Annotated in this window: 12 protein-coding genes and 1 pseudogene; 6 read left to right on the top strand and 7 right to left on the bottom strand. The window is 61.9% G+C overall.

Annotated elements, in window-relative coordinates:
- Window positions 1-19 precede the first annotated feature (19 nt).
- From ACL0K2_RS13790 to ACL0K2_RS13775, 4 genes and pseudogenes are all read right to left on the bottom strand, one after another.
- Window positions 20-1204 carry a PepSY-associated TM helix domain-containing protein gene (locus ACL0K2_RS13790; protein WP_413042849.1) on the bottom strand — a complete coding sequence of 395 codons (1185 nt, stop codon included), beginning with the start codon at window positions 1202-1204 and terminating at the stop codon, window positions 20-22.
- A gap of 66 nt (window positions 1205-1270) precedes the next feature.
- Window positions 1271-3746: pseudogene (locus ACL0K2_RS13785) on the bottom strand (TonB-dependent siderophore receptor).
- 105 nt (window positions 3747-3851) lie between these two features.
- Window positions 3852-4811, bottom strand: a complete 960-nt coding sequence (locus ACL0K2_RS13780) for a FecR domain-containing protein (RefSeq protein ID WP_413042848.1) — start codon at window positions 4809-4811, stop codon at window positions 3852-3854.
- The gene (locus ACL0K2_RS13775; RefSeq protein ID WP_239611391.1) at window positions 4808-5326 is read right to left on the bottom strand and encodes a sigma-70 family RNA polymerase sigma factor; all 519 of its coding nucleotides are present in this window, start codon (window positions 5324-5326) and stop codon (window positions 4808-4810) included. The genes ACL0K2_RS13780 and ACL0K2_RS13775 overlap by 4 nt, the downstream gene beginning before the upstream one ends.
- A 149-nt stretch (window positions 5327-5475) precedes the next feature.
- On the opposite strand from ACL0K2_RS13775, the gene ACL0K2_RS13770 reads away from it, so the two are divergent.
- A complete protein-coding gene (locus ACL0K2_RS13770) occupies window positions 5476-6000 on the top strand; it encodes a DUF3617 domain-containing protein (protein WP_045164310.1) in 525 nt (174 codons plus the stop codon).
- A 43-nt stretch (window positions 6001-6043) separates the two neighbouring features.
- Here the strand turns inward: ACL0K2_RS13770 and ACL0K2_RS13765 are convergent, their stop codons facing one another.
- Window positions 6044-6400 carry a hypothetical protein gene (locus ACL0K2_RS13765; RefSeq protein WP_045164311.1) on the bottom strand — a complete coding sequence of 119 codons (357 nt, stop codon included), beginning with the start codon at window positions 6398-6400 and terminating at the stop codon, window positions 6044-6046.
- A gap of 92 nt (window positions 6401-6492) precedes the next feature.
- On the opposite strand from ACL0K2_RS13765, the gene ACL0K2_RS13760 reads away from it, so the two are divergent.
- Window positions 6493-7461 (top strand): CobW family GTP-binding protein, encoded by a 969-nt coding sequence (locus tag ACL0K2_RS13760; RefSeq protein ID WP_413044472.1) that lies wholly within the window; start codon window positions 6493-6495, stop codon window positions 7459-7461.
- 7 nt (window positions 7462-7468) lie between these two features.
- Here ACL0K2_RS13760 and ACL0K2_RS13755 read toward each other — a convergent pair whose 3' ends face one another.
- Both ACL0K2_RS13755 and ACL0K2_RS13750 read right to left on the bottom strand, forming a co-directional pair.
- The gene (locus ACL0K2_RS13755) at window positions 7469-7843 is read right to left on the bottom strand and encodes a DUF3301 domain-containing protein (RefSeq protein WP_045164313.1); all 375 of its coding nucleotides are present in this window, start codon (window positions 7841-7843) and stop codon (window positions 7469-7471) included.
- 88 nt (window positions 7844-7931) lie between these two features.
- Window positions 7932-8339, bottom strand: a complete 408-nt coding sequence (locus ACL0K2_RS13750; RefSeq protein ID WP_045164314.1) for an SMI1/KNR4 family protein — start codon at window positions 8337-8339, stop codon at window positions 7932-7934.
- Between the two features lie 202 nt (window positions 8340-8541).
- Here ACL0K2_RS13750 and ACL0K2_RS13745 point away from each other — a divergent pair, with 202 nt between their 5' ends.
- From ACL0K2_RS13745 to ACL0K2_RS13730, 4 genes are all read left to right on the top strand, one after another.
- On the top strand, window positions 8542-10800 hold the full coding sequence (locus ACL0K2_RS13745; protein ID WP_413042847.1) for an ATP-binding protein: 2259 nt from the start codon (window positions 8542-8544) through the stop codon (window positions 10798-10800).
- Between the two features lie 13 nt (window positions 10801-10813).
- Window positions 10814-11299, top strand: coding sequence for a response regulator (locus tag ACL0K2_RS13740; protein WP_045164316.1), 486 nt, complete (start codon window positions 10814-10816; stop codon window positions 11297-11299).
- 70 nt (window positions 11300-11369) lie between these two features.
- On the top strand, window positions 11370-13769 hold the full coding sequence (locus ACL0K2_RS13735; RefSeq protein ID WP_413042846.1) for a response regulator: 2400 nt from the start codon (window positions 11370-11372) through the stop codon (window positions 13767-13769).
- Window positions 13769-14332, top strand: coding sequence for a biliverdin-producing heme oxygenase (locus ACL0K2_RS13730; protein WP_413042845.1), 564 nt, complete (start codon window positions 13769-13771; stop codon window positions 14330-14332). The genes ACL0K2_RS13735 and ACL0K2_RS13730 overlap by 1 nt, the downstream gene beginning before the upstream one ends.
- The last annotated feature ends 25 nt before the right edge of the window (window positions 14333-14357 follow it).

Genomic DNA, 14357 nt, shown 5'->3' with positions numbered 1-14357 from the left:
TCAGCGCCGAAGGCGTTCATCAGATCGCGTGCAATGCCTCGTTGCGCTTGCTGGCCGCTACGTACCTGGCGCGCCGTTTGCGCCGCCAGATCACCACGCCGGTCACTGAGAGCACGGCGATCGCTATGCCCAATGCCGCGATCAAAATGCGTCCGGGCAAGCCGAGAATCCGTCCGCCATGGATCGCCGGCTGCAGCATGTGGAACTGCTCGCCCAGCGTGCCCTGCCCCGGTATTTCCTGCCCCAGCAACTGCGTGCCATCACTGCCATGAAAGAACAGCCAGGCGTTGCCCTGATCGCTGTCGTGATCACCGAAACCGGCCCCGTAGAAGTTGTACTCGAAGCTGTAATACAGCTCGCCGATGGGCTCGCTCAGGCCCAGCTCGGCGGCATGCTGCATGGCGAAGTCATAGGCCCGATGAAAGTCGTACTGAGTCACGCCCAGCTCTTCCTTTGGCAACTTGCCGCGCGCCGCGTAGACGCTCGGCTCCACCTTCGATACCAGCGACACCACCGGTTTGAAGACCTGTTCGGGCAGGTTCATCGCAATGCTGCTGACCGCCACCGGCGTGAGCAACAACCACAACCAAAGGCCGCCGGCACGATGCACATCATGGTTGAGACGCTGCCGCTTGATTTTCCAGGCCGTCCACCACTTGCCGAAGAACGGCCGCCCGCGAGGGAAGGTCAGCAGCAGTGAGACGAAGCAGTCGAGGGTCCAGAAGATGGCAACGAGCCCCATCAACCAAAGTCCCCAGTTGCCCGGCAGCGACAGGTTGTAGTGAAACTCCAGCAGGAACGGCACGAAATTCTGCCGCGAGAAACAGCACTCGCCCCAATAGCGCGTGCCGACCTGCTCACCGGTCACCGCGTCGAGATAATGCACCACCGGCTGCTCTTCGAATGGCTTGCCGGTCGCCGGGTCGTTGCGCGGCACCAACGCCATCAGCGCGGCGTGCCCCGGTTCATCCGGGAATTCCATGTACCAGACCTGCATCCGCGGGTTCGCCCGTTCGACACGATCGACCAGCGTGCCCGGGGCCAGCACCGGACCACGGCTCTCAGTGTGATAGAACTCCGGATTCAGCCACTCGTCCAGCTCATGGTGAAAGGCTAGAACGCTGCCGGTGATGCCGGCGAGAAAAAGGAACAGCGCCGTGGCCAGGCCGATGTAGCGATGCAGAAGAACGAGTATGGAGCGCATCGTCGGTTCCCTTCTTGCAGATAGCAAAAAGCCGCCGGCCTTTTGAGCCAGCGGCTAGTTCTTCGATCAGAACTGATGGGTGATGGTCGCCACGACATTGCGCTCAGCGCCCAGATAGCACGAGGACGCGCTGTAGCAGGAGGCTACGTAGTACTCATCGGTCAGGTTGTTGGCATTGAGCCGAACCGAGGTGCCGGGCAACCCCAATCTGCCCAGATCATAGCCAATAGAGGCATCGAACAGAATTGTAGGACGGCACTTTGAAGTCATGCGCATCGTTACCCCAGCTATAGCCGACATACCGCGCGCCGCCGCCAATGTTCAACCCTGCGAGAAGACCTTCGGCGAAGCTATAGTCGGCCCAGAGGCTGGCCATACGCTCGGGGGTCTGATACGGCGTATTGCCCTTGGCATTCACCACGGCACCGGACGTGTCGAAGGTAAAATAGCCCTTGCTGTATTCGACATCGTTCAGCGTGACACTTCCCAGCAGGCGCAGACGCTCCGTTACGCTCACCCGAGCTTCGAGTTCGACACCTCGCGATCTCATCCCGCCGACGCCTTTATAAAAGTTGTCAGTGACCAGGCTGTTTTCCTTGGCGAAGAGATTCTCCATCTCGATGGTGAAAAACGACAGGGTGTACAGATCATTACGGCCGACTGGCTGAAACTTCACACCTGCTTCCCATTGCTTGCCGGTGGTCGGCTTGAGTATCTGGGCGCCACTGGAATAGTTGGAGGTCGGATTGAACGAGGTGGAATAGCTCAGATAAGGCGATACGCCGTTGTCGAACGCATAGAGCACACCGGCGTGACCGCTGAGCTTCTCGCCCTGATTCGCATCTTTGCCTTTGATGGCATCGTCGATCGAGACGTCGTACCAGTCCTGTCGCAGGCCGAAGGAGAAGTTCCAATTGTCCAGTTCGATCAGATCCTGCACATAGAGGCCAGCCTGCTTCTGTCGGCGAAGCGCGTTACTGCTGGTGGCTAGGCCGGCCAAGTCGTTACTTGTATAGATGGGGTTGGCGATGTCCAGCGGGCTGACAGTGCTGTAATCGTATTCGTCGAGTGTCTTGTTCTTGGTGGACTGGTAATCCAGTCCGACCACGACCGTGTGCATCGCCGAACCGGTGCTGAAATCCGCTTGTAGCATGTTGTCGACGATCCATGCGTGGAGACTTTCCTCGCCTCCGCTGAAGCCACGGTACAGAAGATTGCTGGTCGGACCATAATAGCCGCTCTGCCAAACCTGGCTGTTCTCGACCTCTGCATCCAGATAGCGGAAGTTCTGTCTCGCACTCCATACATCATTGAAGCGGTGCTGGAACTCGTAGCCGACCATTTGCTGGGTACGCTTGAACTCTTCGATATCCGGATCGCCCTCGAAAAAGCTGCCGGAAAGTCGTTCTCCGTTGCGCTTCTCCAGCGTTCCGGAAGCCGGCAGACTGCCGTGGTAGCCGCCGTTGGGGTCGTGCTGCAAATAGGCATAGAGGTTAAGGCTGGTGTCATCGTTGAGGTAGATCGCCAGGCTTGGCATCAGCGCGTAGCGGGTCTCCTCGACATGATCGACCTGGCTGTCGGCATCCTCGGATACGCCGAGCACGCGATAAGCTATGTTCTCATTTAGCGGCCCGGTCACGTCAAATCCTAGGCTCTTATAGTCATTACTGCCGTAGGAGAGATCGATGCGCGCATCCTCTGTGGATTGCGGCCGCTTGGTGGTCAGCGACGCCAGACCTCCAGGGTTGCTGCGGCCATAAAGGACAGACGATGGCCCCTTGAGTACGTCGATGCGCTCAATGAAGTATGGATCGATCTGCAAGCTGCTGTACGAGCCCGGGTCGCCCATGGACTTCAGGCCGTCAATGATGATGTTGTCCACCGACCCGTCATTGATCCCACGCATTGCCAGATAGTCGTAGCGCCGCGTACTGCCGTAGGGGTTACTGAGCACACCCGGGGTATAGCGCACCGCTTCTGCGACAGTCATCGAGCCCTGTTTGTCGATCTGCTCCCGCGTCACCACCGAAACACTCTGCGAAGTACGTACCAGCGGCATGCTCGTCTTGGTCGCCACGCTGCTGTGGGTCGCGTTGTAGCCTTCCATCTCGCCCAAGGCGTTACCCAGCGCAAAGCCCTCGACCACCATGGGCTTCAGTTCGACGGTGCCGGTCTGCTCAGGACGCGGCGCCAGCGAATAGGTGCCGTGCCCATCGCGCACCGCCTGCAACCCGCTGCCCTGGAGCAGCGCCGCGAAGCCATCCTCGATACCGTATTGGCCTTGCAGGCCGCTCGATTGCCGCCCTTCGATCAGTCGGGCATCGACCGACAGCATGACCCCGGCTTCGCCGGCAAAGCGACTAAGGGCGCTGGACAGCGAGCCCCCGGGAATGTCGTAACCGCGCACCGACTGCTGGCTGGTGGACTGCGCCAAGGCCATCGGCGAAGTGGCGAGCGCCGCCAGAGGCAGGCAGAGCATGGCGGCACGAACGGCCTGGGCAAGCGTACTGGAGCGGCGGAACGGAAGAGCGATGGAGCGCATGAGTCATCCTTTTTGCGAAAGGCAAAATCGTGATCGTTGCCGTTAAGCCCCGTGACATCGCAAAAAGGGAACTGCAGATACGAATTTTTTTGCATTCGTGTTTAATCAGGCACTGGAACGCTGTTCCGCAGGTTCGAGGCTCACCCACCAAGGCAGCCGGCGATTGATGCGAAGCGCCAGGGTGTCCGCCAACACGTCCAGCACTCGATCGGTGTCCGCCAGGGGATAGGCGCCCACCACGCGCAAGCCCGCTACACGCGGATCGCAACCGAGATAGCCCTGGCGATAACGCGCCAGCTCGGCGACGAACGCGTCGAGGCGCAGGTTATCGGCCACCAGAACACCATTGGTCCAGGACTGCCGGCCCGCCTGCACGGAACGTTCGGGTTCGATGTGACGGCTGTCGAAAGCGACTTGCTGGCCGCTCATGACGGTACGCGCGCCCCCCTGCCCGCTGGGCATGACTTCGACCGTGCCGTCGAACACACTGAGCTGGGAGCTGCCGTCACGTTGCAGTACCGAAAACCGGGTAACGCCATGCGCCCGTAACCTGCGTTCGGCCGTTTGCAGCACCAGCGGACGAGGCTCGGCGGCCGCCTGCATCAGCAATTCGCCGCGGTACAACGAGAGCTGACGGGTGCGCTCTTCGAAGACGACATCCACCGCGCTGTCGGTATTCAGCCACAGCCGCGAGCCATCATCCAGGCGCCAGTTGCGCACCTCTCCAACAGCCGTGCGCTGGTCCGCCGCCCAGCTTCGCCAAGGCACCGCGCCCGTGGCCAGGGCCAGCGCGCCGCCTCCGCAAAGAATCGACAGGGTTTTCAGCGCCTGTCGCCGAGTTGGCTGTCCCGAGCGCAATAAAGCCGTCGCTGCGGGGCTGAACGGATCGCCGGCCAAGGGCTCCAGACGTCCGCTGATCCGCTCCACCCGCTGCCAGGCCCGGGCATGTTCCGGCGTCGAGAGCCAGGCGCGCCAGGCCTCGCGATCGGCCTCGCTGACCGAATCGGACTGCAGCACCGCGAACCACTGCGCCGCCGCTTGCAGCACCTGATAGTCGAGGCTCATGGCGCCTCCTCGGCCAGCATCAGGCAATGCAGCATGGCCTGCGCCATATACTTCTTAACCATTCGCTCGGACACATCGAGCTCGACGGCGATGGCCGCATAGGTCAACCCGTGCAACTGCGACAGCAGGAATGCGCGACGCACCTTGTAAGGTAGACGCGTCAGCATCGTATCGACCTGCATCAGCGTTTCGACGATCAGCGCCTGGGATTCGGGCGACGGCATGACCGCCTCCGGCTGCAAAGCGAGCGCGTCCAGATAGGCCTGCTCGATCTGCTTGCGTCGCCAGTGATTGATCAGCAACCCCTTGGCGATGGTGTGCAGGTAGGCGCGAGGTTCGCGAATGGGTTCCAGACCATGGTCTTTGCTCAATACGCGAACAAAGGTGTCCTGCGCCAGATCGGCGGCCTTCTGGCTGCAGCCGAGCTGACGCCGCAACCAGCCGTTCAGCCAGCCTTGATGGTCGACATACAGCCGATGCACCAGCTCATGTCTGACCATACCCTCGGTCGCCATGGTCGTACCCTTCGCCTTGAGAAGCGTTAATGCTAACGCTTCTCATAAACACAAAGCTATGCCCCTCGCGCGTCGACACGCATGACTCAACACCACTCGGGTTTTTCTGACTCGGCTAGGCTTTACGGACATCACTTTGGAGTCTCGAGATGAAACCCATCATTCACCTCTGCGCTGCTGCGTTACTGCTTGGCTCACTCCCTGTTCAGGCGCTGGAAATGCTTCCTGGGCTTTGGGAGTTTTCCAGTGACAACATCGAAGTGGATGGCACGCAGATGCCAGGCATGGCGGAAATGCTCGAGCAGATGAAAGGCTTGCCGCCTGAGCAAAAGAAAATGATGGAAGACATGCTTGCGGCGCAAGGCGTCGAGCTGGGCTCTGGCGGGGTGCGCATGTGCCTGAGCGAAGCGCAGGTGAAATCCCGTGAACTGCCATTTCAGGATGAGCCCGGCTGCAGCCAGAAACTCGTCGAACAGACCGACAATCTGTGGAAATTCAGCTTCGAATGCCCTGACGCCAAGGGGCACGGCGAGACCCAGCTGATCAGCGAGCGAGAGGTGGTCAGCACGATCGAAAGCGATTATCGGGTCGGCACGCAGCAGGGCAGCAGCCGCATGCAATCACGCGGGAAGTGGCTGGGCACCGATTGCGGCACGCTCAAGCCGAGAAAATAGCGAAGGTTTCACGTGGAACCCATGGGCATCAGCCTGCCCCACGCTATTCTTCAGCCCATTCACCGCCGCTGGTCTGCTCGCAGGCTGGCTGGAGAAAGCGTGCGTCGCTGGCGACGCCGTAATAATGAATATCTTGCCGATAGGGCATATTGGAGACCTGGGCATTACGGCAGATACCAAAGGCGCCGGTGGGGCATTGCTCGACGAAAGCGACTTCCACCTCTTGGTCCTTGAGTTGCGGTTGGCAGAAGCCGGAGCGAAACAGTTCCGCCGGGATCGTGCGATTCTGCTGACAGAGCTTCACCTCGATCCGCTCATCCTGGCTGTGGATCACGCAACCCTCGGCCCACGCCTGTCCAGCGATGGTCAGCGACAGCAACAGAAAACACATTGAACGCATCGAACGGTACCCTTGATCTACCCGCCGCGACTCTAGCACGCAGATCCTGAAATCGCTTCCACCCCAGCCACCGAATGCGCACCATAGCCCACATGCTGACCCACATACCTACCCATGTAATCTGCGGACCGCTCGGCGCCGGCAAGACCAGTCTGATCCGCTCGCTGCTGGCGCAGAAGCCCGCCAGCGAACGCTGGGCCGTGCTGATCAACGAGTTCGGCCAGATTGGAATCGACGCCGCGCTGCTGACCACCGATGACACCGGTATCAGCCTGGCCGAAATCGCCGGTGGCTGCCTGTGTTGCATCAATGGCGTGCCGTTCCAGGTCGGCCTGAGCCGCTTGCTGCGCAAGGCCAAACCGGATCGGCTGCTGATCGAGCCCTCAGGACTGGGGCATCCGTCCGAGCTGCTGAAGCAACTCAGTGCGCCACCCTGGCACGAAGTTCTGGCGTTACAGCCGTGCGTCACCGTGCTCGACGCCGCAGCTCTGGCGCGTGGTGAGCCGTTGCCGCCGAGCCAGCAACAAGCGCTACAGAGCAGCGGCTTGTTGCTGCTGAACAAGTGCGAACAGCTGACTCAGACCGATCGCCAGCACCTCGCTACGCGGCTGCCCGCGCTACCCCTGCGCTGGACACGTGAGGGCGCTCTGCCGATCACCGAACTGCCCGGCATCGACAGACAAGCCGGCATGGCCCATGACGAGCTTGAAATGCCTTTGCCCGCTACCGCCGGCGTAACCGGTGGCGTCTGGCTGGATCCGCAACAGCCCTTCTCCCAGAGCCAGGGCGGCGCGGATGGCTGGAGCATCGGCTGGCGCTGGCATCCGAGCCAGCATTTCGATCTGCAAGACATAGCCCAATGGCTCGGTAGTCTCAACTGGCGCAGAGCGAAGCTGGTCGTGCACGGGCCCGATGGCTGGCGCTCGGCTAACGCACTGGCCGGCGAGCCGCTGCGGTTCGAGCCCAGCGAATGGCGGAAGGATTCGAGGCTCGAACTGATTTTCGACGAGCCCCAAGACCAAGAGCGTCTGATGGCAGCAATGGCGGCCTGTCGACTCTAACGCAGGCTCACTCGCCGCGACGGCGCCACTCGTCCAACTGGATCACTCGTCCCGAATCAGGTGGCGCATGAAAGGGGTGCGCCTCCATCTCGATCGATCCTGGACGGGCACCGAACATGACGATGCTGCCCTGATGGCGTTGCTCTCCGGTGACGGTGAATTCGAAACCGTAGACCCGTGCGAAACGGCGTTGTCCCCGTGCGTCACGAATCACTCCCAGACGGCGAAACGCCACATTGCCGTCCAGCAGCTCGACATCCATCGTCTTGCAGTGGCGCCGCACCGCTGCCAGCGCGCGCTCACGGATGCCATGCGCATGCCAAAGCCAGGCGACACCGGTTAGCAGCAAGAGAAAGATGAACAGATTGCCGAGCGTCACCATGGACGTTGCGCTCCATGGGAGATCGCCGCGAACGGCACGTGCCGGCCCGATATGGGCGATATGCGCCCGCAGACGTGGGCCTGGCCGCTCAACTTTCCAGCCAGACGTCGCGCGCCCAGTGCCACACCGACTCCCAGCTCTCGTCGGTCAACTCGTGCTCGTCGCCGTCGAACAGCATGACCTCGCCTTCGAGATCGACCACGTAATAATCCGGCCCGTCCTGGCAGATCGGCAGCAGGTCGCGCGCCACGCCAGCGTCCCAGGCGTTGGCGGCCACTTCCGGCAAATAGGTGTGCGACTGTGGGTCGGCCGCGGTCACCGGCTCCAGCCGGCCATAGACCACGTCGCTGACCGTCAGCAGGAATTCACGCAAACCGAACGGCAGGTTGATCAACAGCTCTTCCTCGACCTCGACCAGCCGGTCGTCGTCCGGGAGCTCCAACGGAACCGGTACCGGTTCGTTGAGCTCACGCAGTTGCTCGATCACCTCTTCCATGACAATCCCCCCTCTGCAGTCGCCTGGAATGCGCCGTTTATACAAGCCCTCGCATTGGCTAGCCAGTACCAGTCGCGCTAAAGTGGCCTCCGCTCGAAAATCCGGTGTGCCCATGCAAGCGTTACGAAGCAGGCACCGACCTGAATAGCCGCATGGATGCCTGCTCATCGTTCAGCCCGCTCGGGCTCGACTAGGAGATATCGTGGCATCCACCCCAGCAAGCGACAGGCTCACAGAGGCGCTCGCCCAGTGCGCTGAAGAACCCATCCACATCCCCGGCAGTATTCAACCCCATGGGTTTCTGCTGGTGCTCCGCGAACCTCAGCTGACCATCGTTCAAGCCAGCGACAATGTCTTGCAGTGGCTCGGCGTCGAAGCCCATGCGTTGCTCGGCCAGCCCCTCGCCGAGCTCATCGGTGAGTGCGGCTTCGCCGAACGCCTGGCTGCGCTGGCCGAAGACGATCACAATCCGTTCCACCTGAGCGACATCAGTTTCACGCTGCCGGGTAGCAATGACCGGCCGACATTCGCCTTGATGGCCCACCGCTACGCGGGCCGGCTCATCGTCGAGTTCGAGGCCGCGGGCAGTTCCGGCAAGGCCTACGACACGCTCTATCCGCTGATGCGAACCTTCGTGGTGCAGCTGCAAGAAGCGCAGGCGCTTGAATTCATCTGCCAACTGGCCGTGCGCGAAGTCAAACGCATCACCGGCTTCGGTCGGGTCAAGGCTTACCGCTTCGATGCCCAAGGCAACGGCGTGGTACTGGCAGAAGAAGCCGACGAAGGTTACCCGCGCTATCTGGGGCTGCACTTTCCAGCTTCGGATATTCCGCCACAGGCACGCCAGCTCTACCGCAACAACCTGATCCGCGTGATCCAGGACGCCAACTACCGACCCTCCCCGCTGGTACCCGCGCTCAATCCGGACACGGGTGAACCGCTGGATCTGAGCTTCGCCTCGCTTCGCAGCGTGTCGCCGGTACACCTACAGTACATGCGCAACATGGGCACGCTCGCGACGATGTCGATTTCCATCGTCGTGCAGGGCGAGCTCTGGGGCATGATCTCTTGCCATGACGCCGCGCCGCGCACCGTGGGTTATCAGACCCGCACGGCTTGCGAGCTGTTGGGGCGAATTCTTTCGCTGCAGATCGAAGCCAAGGAGGCGGCGGCGCTGGCCCAGCGCAAGCTGGAATTACGTCGCCAGATCGTCGAGCTGCTTTCGGCAATGGCCGACCGCGACAGCGTCATCGAAGGCTTCAAGAATCTTCCGGCCGCCGTACTCGGATTCGCCAGTGCCGACGGCGCCGCCATCGTCTCGGGCGAATCCCACGAAATCATCGGTGAGACACCTCCTCCCGAATTGCTGACCGCCTTGACGCTATGGCTGTCGCAGCAGCATGAGCGTCTGGTGTTCAGTTCCGATTGCGTTTCTCGCGACATTCCCGCCGTGCCGGAACTGGCCGCGCATTGTGCGGGCCTGCTGGCGGTGTCGATTTCGCGCCTGCATCCGCATTACCTGCTGTGGTTCCGTCGTGAGCAGATCAAGACCGTGAACTGGGCCGGTCAGACGGGCAAGCAGTTTGACGGTCGCGGCGGATTGTCCCCGCGCGACAGTTTCGAGAGCTGGCGCGAGACGGTGCGTGGCTACGCCCAGCCCTGGCAACCGGTGGAGCTGGAAGGTGCACTCGAACTGCGCACCGCAGTGCTCGGCATCGTGCTGCGTAAGGCCGAAGAAATGGCCCAGCTCGCCGGTGAGCTGCGTGAAAGCAACAAAGAGCTGGAGTCGTTCTCCTACAGCGTCTCGCATGATCTGCGCGCGCCGCTGCGGCATATCGCCGGCTATGCCGAGCTGTTGGGCGAGCTCGAAGGCAGCAAACTCAGCGATCGTGGCCTGCGCTTCCTTGACAACATCGGCGATGCCGCCCGTTTCGCTGGCACGCTCGTCGACAATCTACTGAGTTTCTCCCAGATGGGCCGCGCCGCGCTGCGCCTGTCCGACGTGAATCTCAGCGCGCTGGTCGAATCCATCCGTCGGGAGTTGGCGCCGGACTGCGAAGGCCGGCAGATAGAATGGCACGTTCAGTCCATGCCCGTCGTGGTCGCCGACGCCGCGTTCATCCACATGGCCCTGCGCAACCTGATTTCCAATGCGCTCAAGTACAGCCGCACGCGTGAGCAGGCGGTCATCGAGATAGGCGCCGAACAGCGCGCCGAAGAAACCATCGTTTACGTTCGCGATAACGGTGTCGGCTTCAACATGCAATACGCCAACAAGCTATTCGGCGTCTTCCAGCGCCTGCATCGGATGGAGGAGTTCGAAGGCACCGGAATCGGGCTGGCCAGCGTGCGACGTATCATCGAGCGCCACGATGGGCAGGTCTGGGCGAACGGCGAAGTCGACCAGGGCGCTACCTTCTTCTTTTCACTGCCTCGCCTCGCTTACGCGTCATCCCTTTAGTACGAGACCTTTGATGCTCAAACCGATTCTTTTGGTAGAAGACAATCCTCACGACCTCGAGCTGACGCTGGTCGCGCTCGAGCGCAGTCAACTGGCCAACGATGTGATTGTCATGCGCGATGGCGCCGAGTCACTCGATTACCTGCTGCGTCGCGGCGACTATGCCCATCGCGCCGATGGCAATCCGGCCGTGCTGCTGCTAGACCTCAAGTTGCCCAAAGTAGACGGGCTTGAGGTGCTGAAAATTGTTCGCGAGACCCCTGAGCTGCGCAGCATACCGGTGGTGATGCTGACGTCCTCGCGTGAGGAACCCGACCTGACGAAGGCCTATGAATTGGGGGTGAACGCTTACGTGGTCAAACCGGTCGAATTCCGGGACTTCGTGGCCGCCATTTCCGACCTCGGTATCTTCTGGGCTGTGCTCAACGAGCCGCCGCCGGGATCGTTGCGGCTGCAACGCCAACGCCGGGATCGCCAGGACGATGAGGAGCAGAGCTGAAAGGCAGCGACTTTGAGCGACTCAGAAGCAGACTTTTATCAAGCCGTGCGACACCCGCAACAGGATGGTTATGCCACCGAAAAAAAACATCAGCCTCCTGTTCGTTGAAGACAGCCCGCACGATGCCGAGCTGGCGCTCCTGACGCTCGAACGAAACCATTACATCATCGAGACGGAAGTCGTCTACGACCGTGCCGGCGTTGTCGAGGCACTGCAACGACGGCGTTTCGATCTGATTCTTTCGGACTTGATCCTGCCGGGTTATTCCGGCAGCCAGGCCCTGCAGGACGCCAAGCAACTGGCCCCCGACACCCCCTTCATTTTCCTCTCCGGCGTATTCGGCGAGGAGCACGCGGTCAACATGATGCGCTCCGGCGCCGTTGATTACGTGCTCAAACAGAACCTGAATTTTTTGCCCAAAGCGGTCGAGCGGGCTCTGAGCGAGGTGCAGGAACGCCACGGACGCCTGCGCGCCGAAGAGGCGCTGCGCGAAGTGGAGGTGCGCGCTCGTCTGGCGATCGATGCGGCGGGCCTGGGCATGTGGGACTACGAGCTGGCAAGCGGCACGATGATTCTCGATCAGCGCTGTCGCACCATGTTCGGTCTGCCACCCGACGCAGCGGTGAACATCACCGCGTTGGCGTCGTTCTGCCATCCGGATGATCTGTCGCGCATACGCGAGAAGGTCCGGGACACGCTTACGGACGAGGGCGACAAGGAATTCACCGTCGACTATCGCATTCTGCTCGGCGACGGGCGGGTACGCTGGGTGGAGACCCGCGGACAAGGCTTCTTCGAGGACGGCGCGTGCAAGCGCTTCATCGGCGTGGTGATGGATGTCACCGAACAGAAACTGGCCACCGAAGCGCTCAAGCGCATGAACGAAACACTCGGCGAGCGCGTCGAGGCACGCACCCGCGAGCGCGACCGCACCTGGGAGCTGTCACGCGACCTGCTCGCGGTGATGCGCTTCGATACCACGGCCGTCGCGCTCAATCCGGTCTGGGAAGGCATGCTCGGCTGGCCGCGCGAAAAACTCACTGACCGACCGCTCTGGGCGCTGGTGCACCCCGACGACCTCAGCGCAACCCTCGAAGAAACCGAGCGGATTCGCCGGGGCCAAGTCACCGACCGCTTCGTCAACCGCATGCAGCACCGCGATGGCAGCTATCGCTGGCTGTCCTGGACCGCCGTGCCCGAGGGCGAAAAGATGTACGCCGCGGGACGCGACATCACCAGCGAGATCGCGGCCGTCGACCGGCTCGCGGCGGCCAACCGCGAGCTGACGGAACAGATCAAGGAACGTGAACGCATCGAGGCGACCCTTCAGCAGATGCAGCGACTGGAGGCTGTCGGCCAGCTCACCGCCGGCGTCGCGCATGACTTCAACAATCTGCTGACAGTGATCCTCACCAGCGCCAGCTTTCTCAAGAACGACCTGGAGCGTGGCGGGCCGCTGGCCAAGTCGCTGAGCCGCCTGCAATACATCCAGGAGTCCGGCGAGCGCGGTGCGACCCTGACCAGTCAGCTGCTGGCGTTCGCTCGTCGTCAGCAGCTAGCCCCGAAGGCGGTGGACCTCAACGACACGCTGGTCGGCATGCTCAGCCTGTTGCACAGCACGCTTGGTGGCTCCGTCACCATCGAAACCGACACCTGCGCCGGGCTCTGGCATGCACTGGTCGATCCGACCCAGATCGAGATGATCATCCTCAACCTAGCGATCAACGCTCGCGACGCCATGGGTTCTGGTGGCCGGCTCGCCCTCAGTACCGCCAACGCGGTGATCGACACACCCGCGCAACGTGCCGAAGAGCCGGGGCCCGGCGAGTACGTAGTGCTGTCGGTGAGAGATACCGGTTCAGGTATGAGCGACGAGGTGTTGCAGAAGGCCTTCGAACCGTTTTTCACCACCAAAGAGGTGGGAAAGGGTTCGGGGCTCGGCTTGGCCCAGGTGTTCGGCTTCGCCAAGCAATCCGGGGGTGGCGCGCGGATCGAGACCGAGCTGGGCGTGGGTACTACCGTCAGCGTCTACCTGCCTCGGGTTCGGGCTCCGGAGCTGACGATCGACGCGCCGGCATACTCACACAGCACACCGATCGGTGACGCATCGAACACCGTCCTGCTGGTGGACGACGATCAGAGCGTACGTGAAGTGACCGCGCAGATGCTGATCAACCTGGGCTATTCGGTGATCCAGGCGGAGAGCGGCCAGCGGGCCCTGCAATTGCTGAAAGACGGCACGACGGTGGATCTGCTTCTGGCCGACTTCGCCATGCCGGGCATGAACGGCGGCGAGCTGGCCCGCGCCGTTCTGTCGAGTTACCCGAAGCTGCCCGTGGTATTCATCACCGGCTATGCCGAGCTCGGCGAACTGGGCATGGGCAGCACGACGATCATCCAGAAGCCCTTCCGCGAAGACGATCTGGCCAGCAAGATTCTCGGCGCGCTCACCGAAACGAGTCCCGCCTGATGTCATCCCTGCGTCAATGGCTCCGCGACGCTAGCGCGCCGCTGCACCAGCGCGTCGATACGGCATTCTCCCGCTTCGACCTGAGCGAACGCCATGATTACGAACTTTTTCTGCGTGCACACGCTGCGGCGCTGTTCGCCCTGGAAACGGCACTCGAACAGGGCCCGATAGCACAACTGCTGAATGATTGGCCCGAACGGCGCCGCAGCGCGGCGTTACGGCAAGACCTGCAGGCGCTGCAGATCGCCCTACCAGCAGCGCTGAGTGTCCAACCGGGCAGCGACGAGGGCTGGTACTGGGGGGTCGTCTATGTGCTGGAAGGCTCGCGGCTCGGTGGCCGGGTGCTGTCCCAGCGTGTCCGCGCCGGCGGCTCGGGCAGTCCACTGCACTACCTCGCTCATGGCGAAGGCATTCCGTTGTGGCCGCGTTTTCTGGCGCAATTCGAGCAACGAGCAACGCGCGTCGACCGCGGCCAACTGCTGCTCGGGACCCAGCTGGCATTCGGCCGGTTTCTCCGGGCCGCCGAGTACGAATTGCAAGCGACCGCCTCGCCATCGCCTTAGCGCCGTCCGGCCATTTCTTCTTCAC

It is taken from the genome of Pseudomonas sp. YJ42 (genome assembly GCF_047225135.1).
GTDB lineage: Bacteria > Pseudomonadota > Gammaproteobacteria > Pseudomonadales > Pseudomonadaceae > Stutzerimonas > Stutzerimonas stutzeri_E.
The sequence above is the reverse complement of the archived record's forward strand: the minus strand, read 5'-3'. Positions and strand labels throughout refer to the sequence as shown.

Bases quoted from the DNA above. Each gene is read 5' to 3' on its own strand.
- ACL0K2_RS13790 (WP_413042849.1), bottom strand. From the start codon at position 1,204: ATGCGCTCCATACTCGTTCTTCTGCATCGCTACATCGGCCTGGCCACG.
- ACL0K2_RS13780 (WP_413042848.1), bottom strand. From the start codon at position 4,811: ATGAGCCTCGACTATCAGGTGCTGCAAGCGGCGGCGCAGTGGTTCGCG.
- ACL0K2_RS13775 (WP_239611391.1), bottom strand. From the start codon at position 5,326: ATGGCGACCGAGGGTATGGTCAGACATGAGCTGGTGCATCGGCTGTAT.
- ACL0K2_RS13770 (WP_045164310.1), top strand. From the start codon at position 5,476: ATGAAACCCATCATTCACCTCTGCGCTGCTGCGTTACTGCTTGGCTCA.
- ACL0K2_RS13765 (WP_045164311.1), bottom strand. From the start codon at position 6,400: ATGCGTTCAATGTGTTTTCTGTTGCTGTCGCTGACCATCGCTGGACAG.
- ACL0K2_RS13760 (WP_413044472.1), top strand. From the start codon at position 6,493: ATGCTGACCCACATACCTACCCATGTAATCTGCGGACCGCTCGGCGCC.
- ACL0K2_RS13755 (WP_045164313.1), bottom strand. From the start codon at position 7,843: ATGGTGACGCTCGGCAATCTGTTCATCTTTCTCTTGCTGCTAACCGGT.
- ACL0K2_RS13750 (WP_045164314.1), bottom strand. From the start codon at position 8,339: ATGGAAGAGGTGATCGAGCAACTGCGTGAGCTCAACGAACCGGTACCG.
- ACL0K2_RS13740 (WP_045164316.1), top strand. From the start codon at position 10,814: ATGCTCAAACCGATTCTTTTGGTAGAAGACAATCCTCACGACCTCGAG.
- ACL0K2_RS13735 (WP_413042846.1), top strand. From the start codon at position 11,370: ATGCCACCGAAAAAAAACATCAGCCTCCTGTTCGTTGAAGACAGCCCG.
- ACL0K2_RS13730 (WP_413042845.1), top strand. From the start codon at position 13,769: ATGTCATCCCTGCGTCAATGGCTCCGCGACGCTAGCGCGCCGCTGCAC.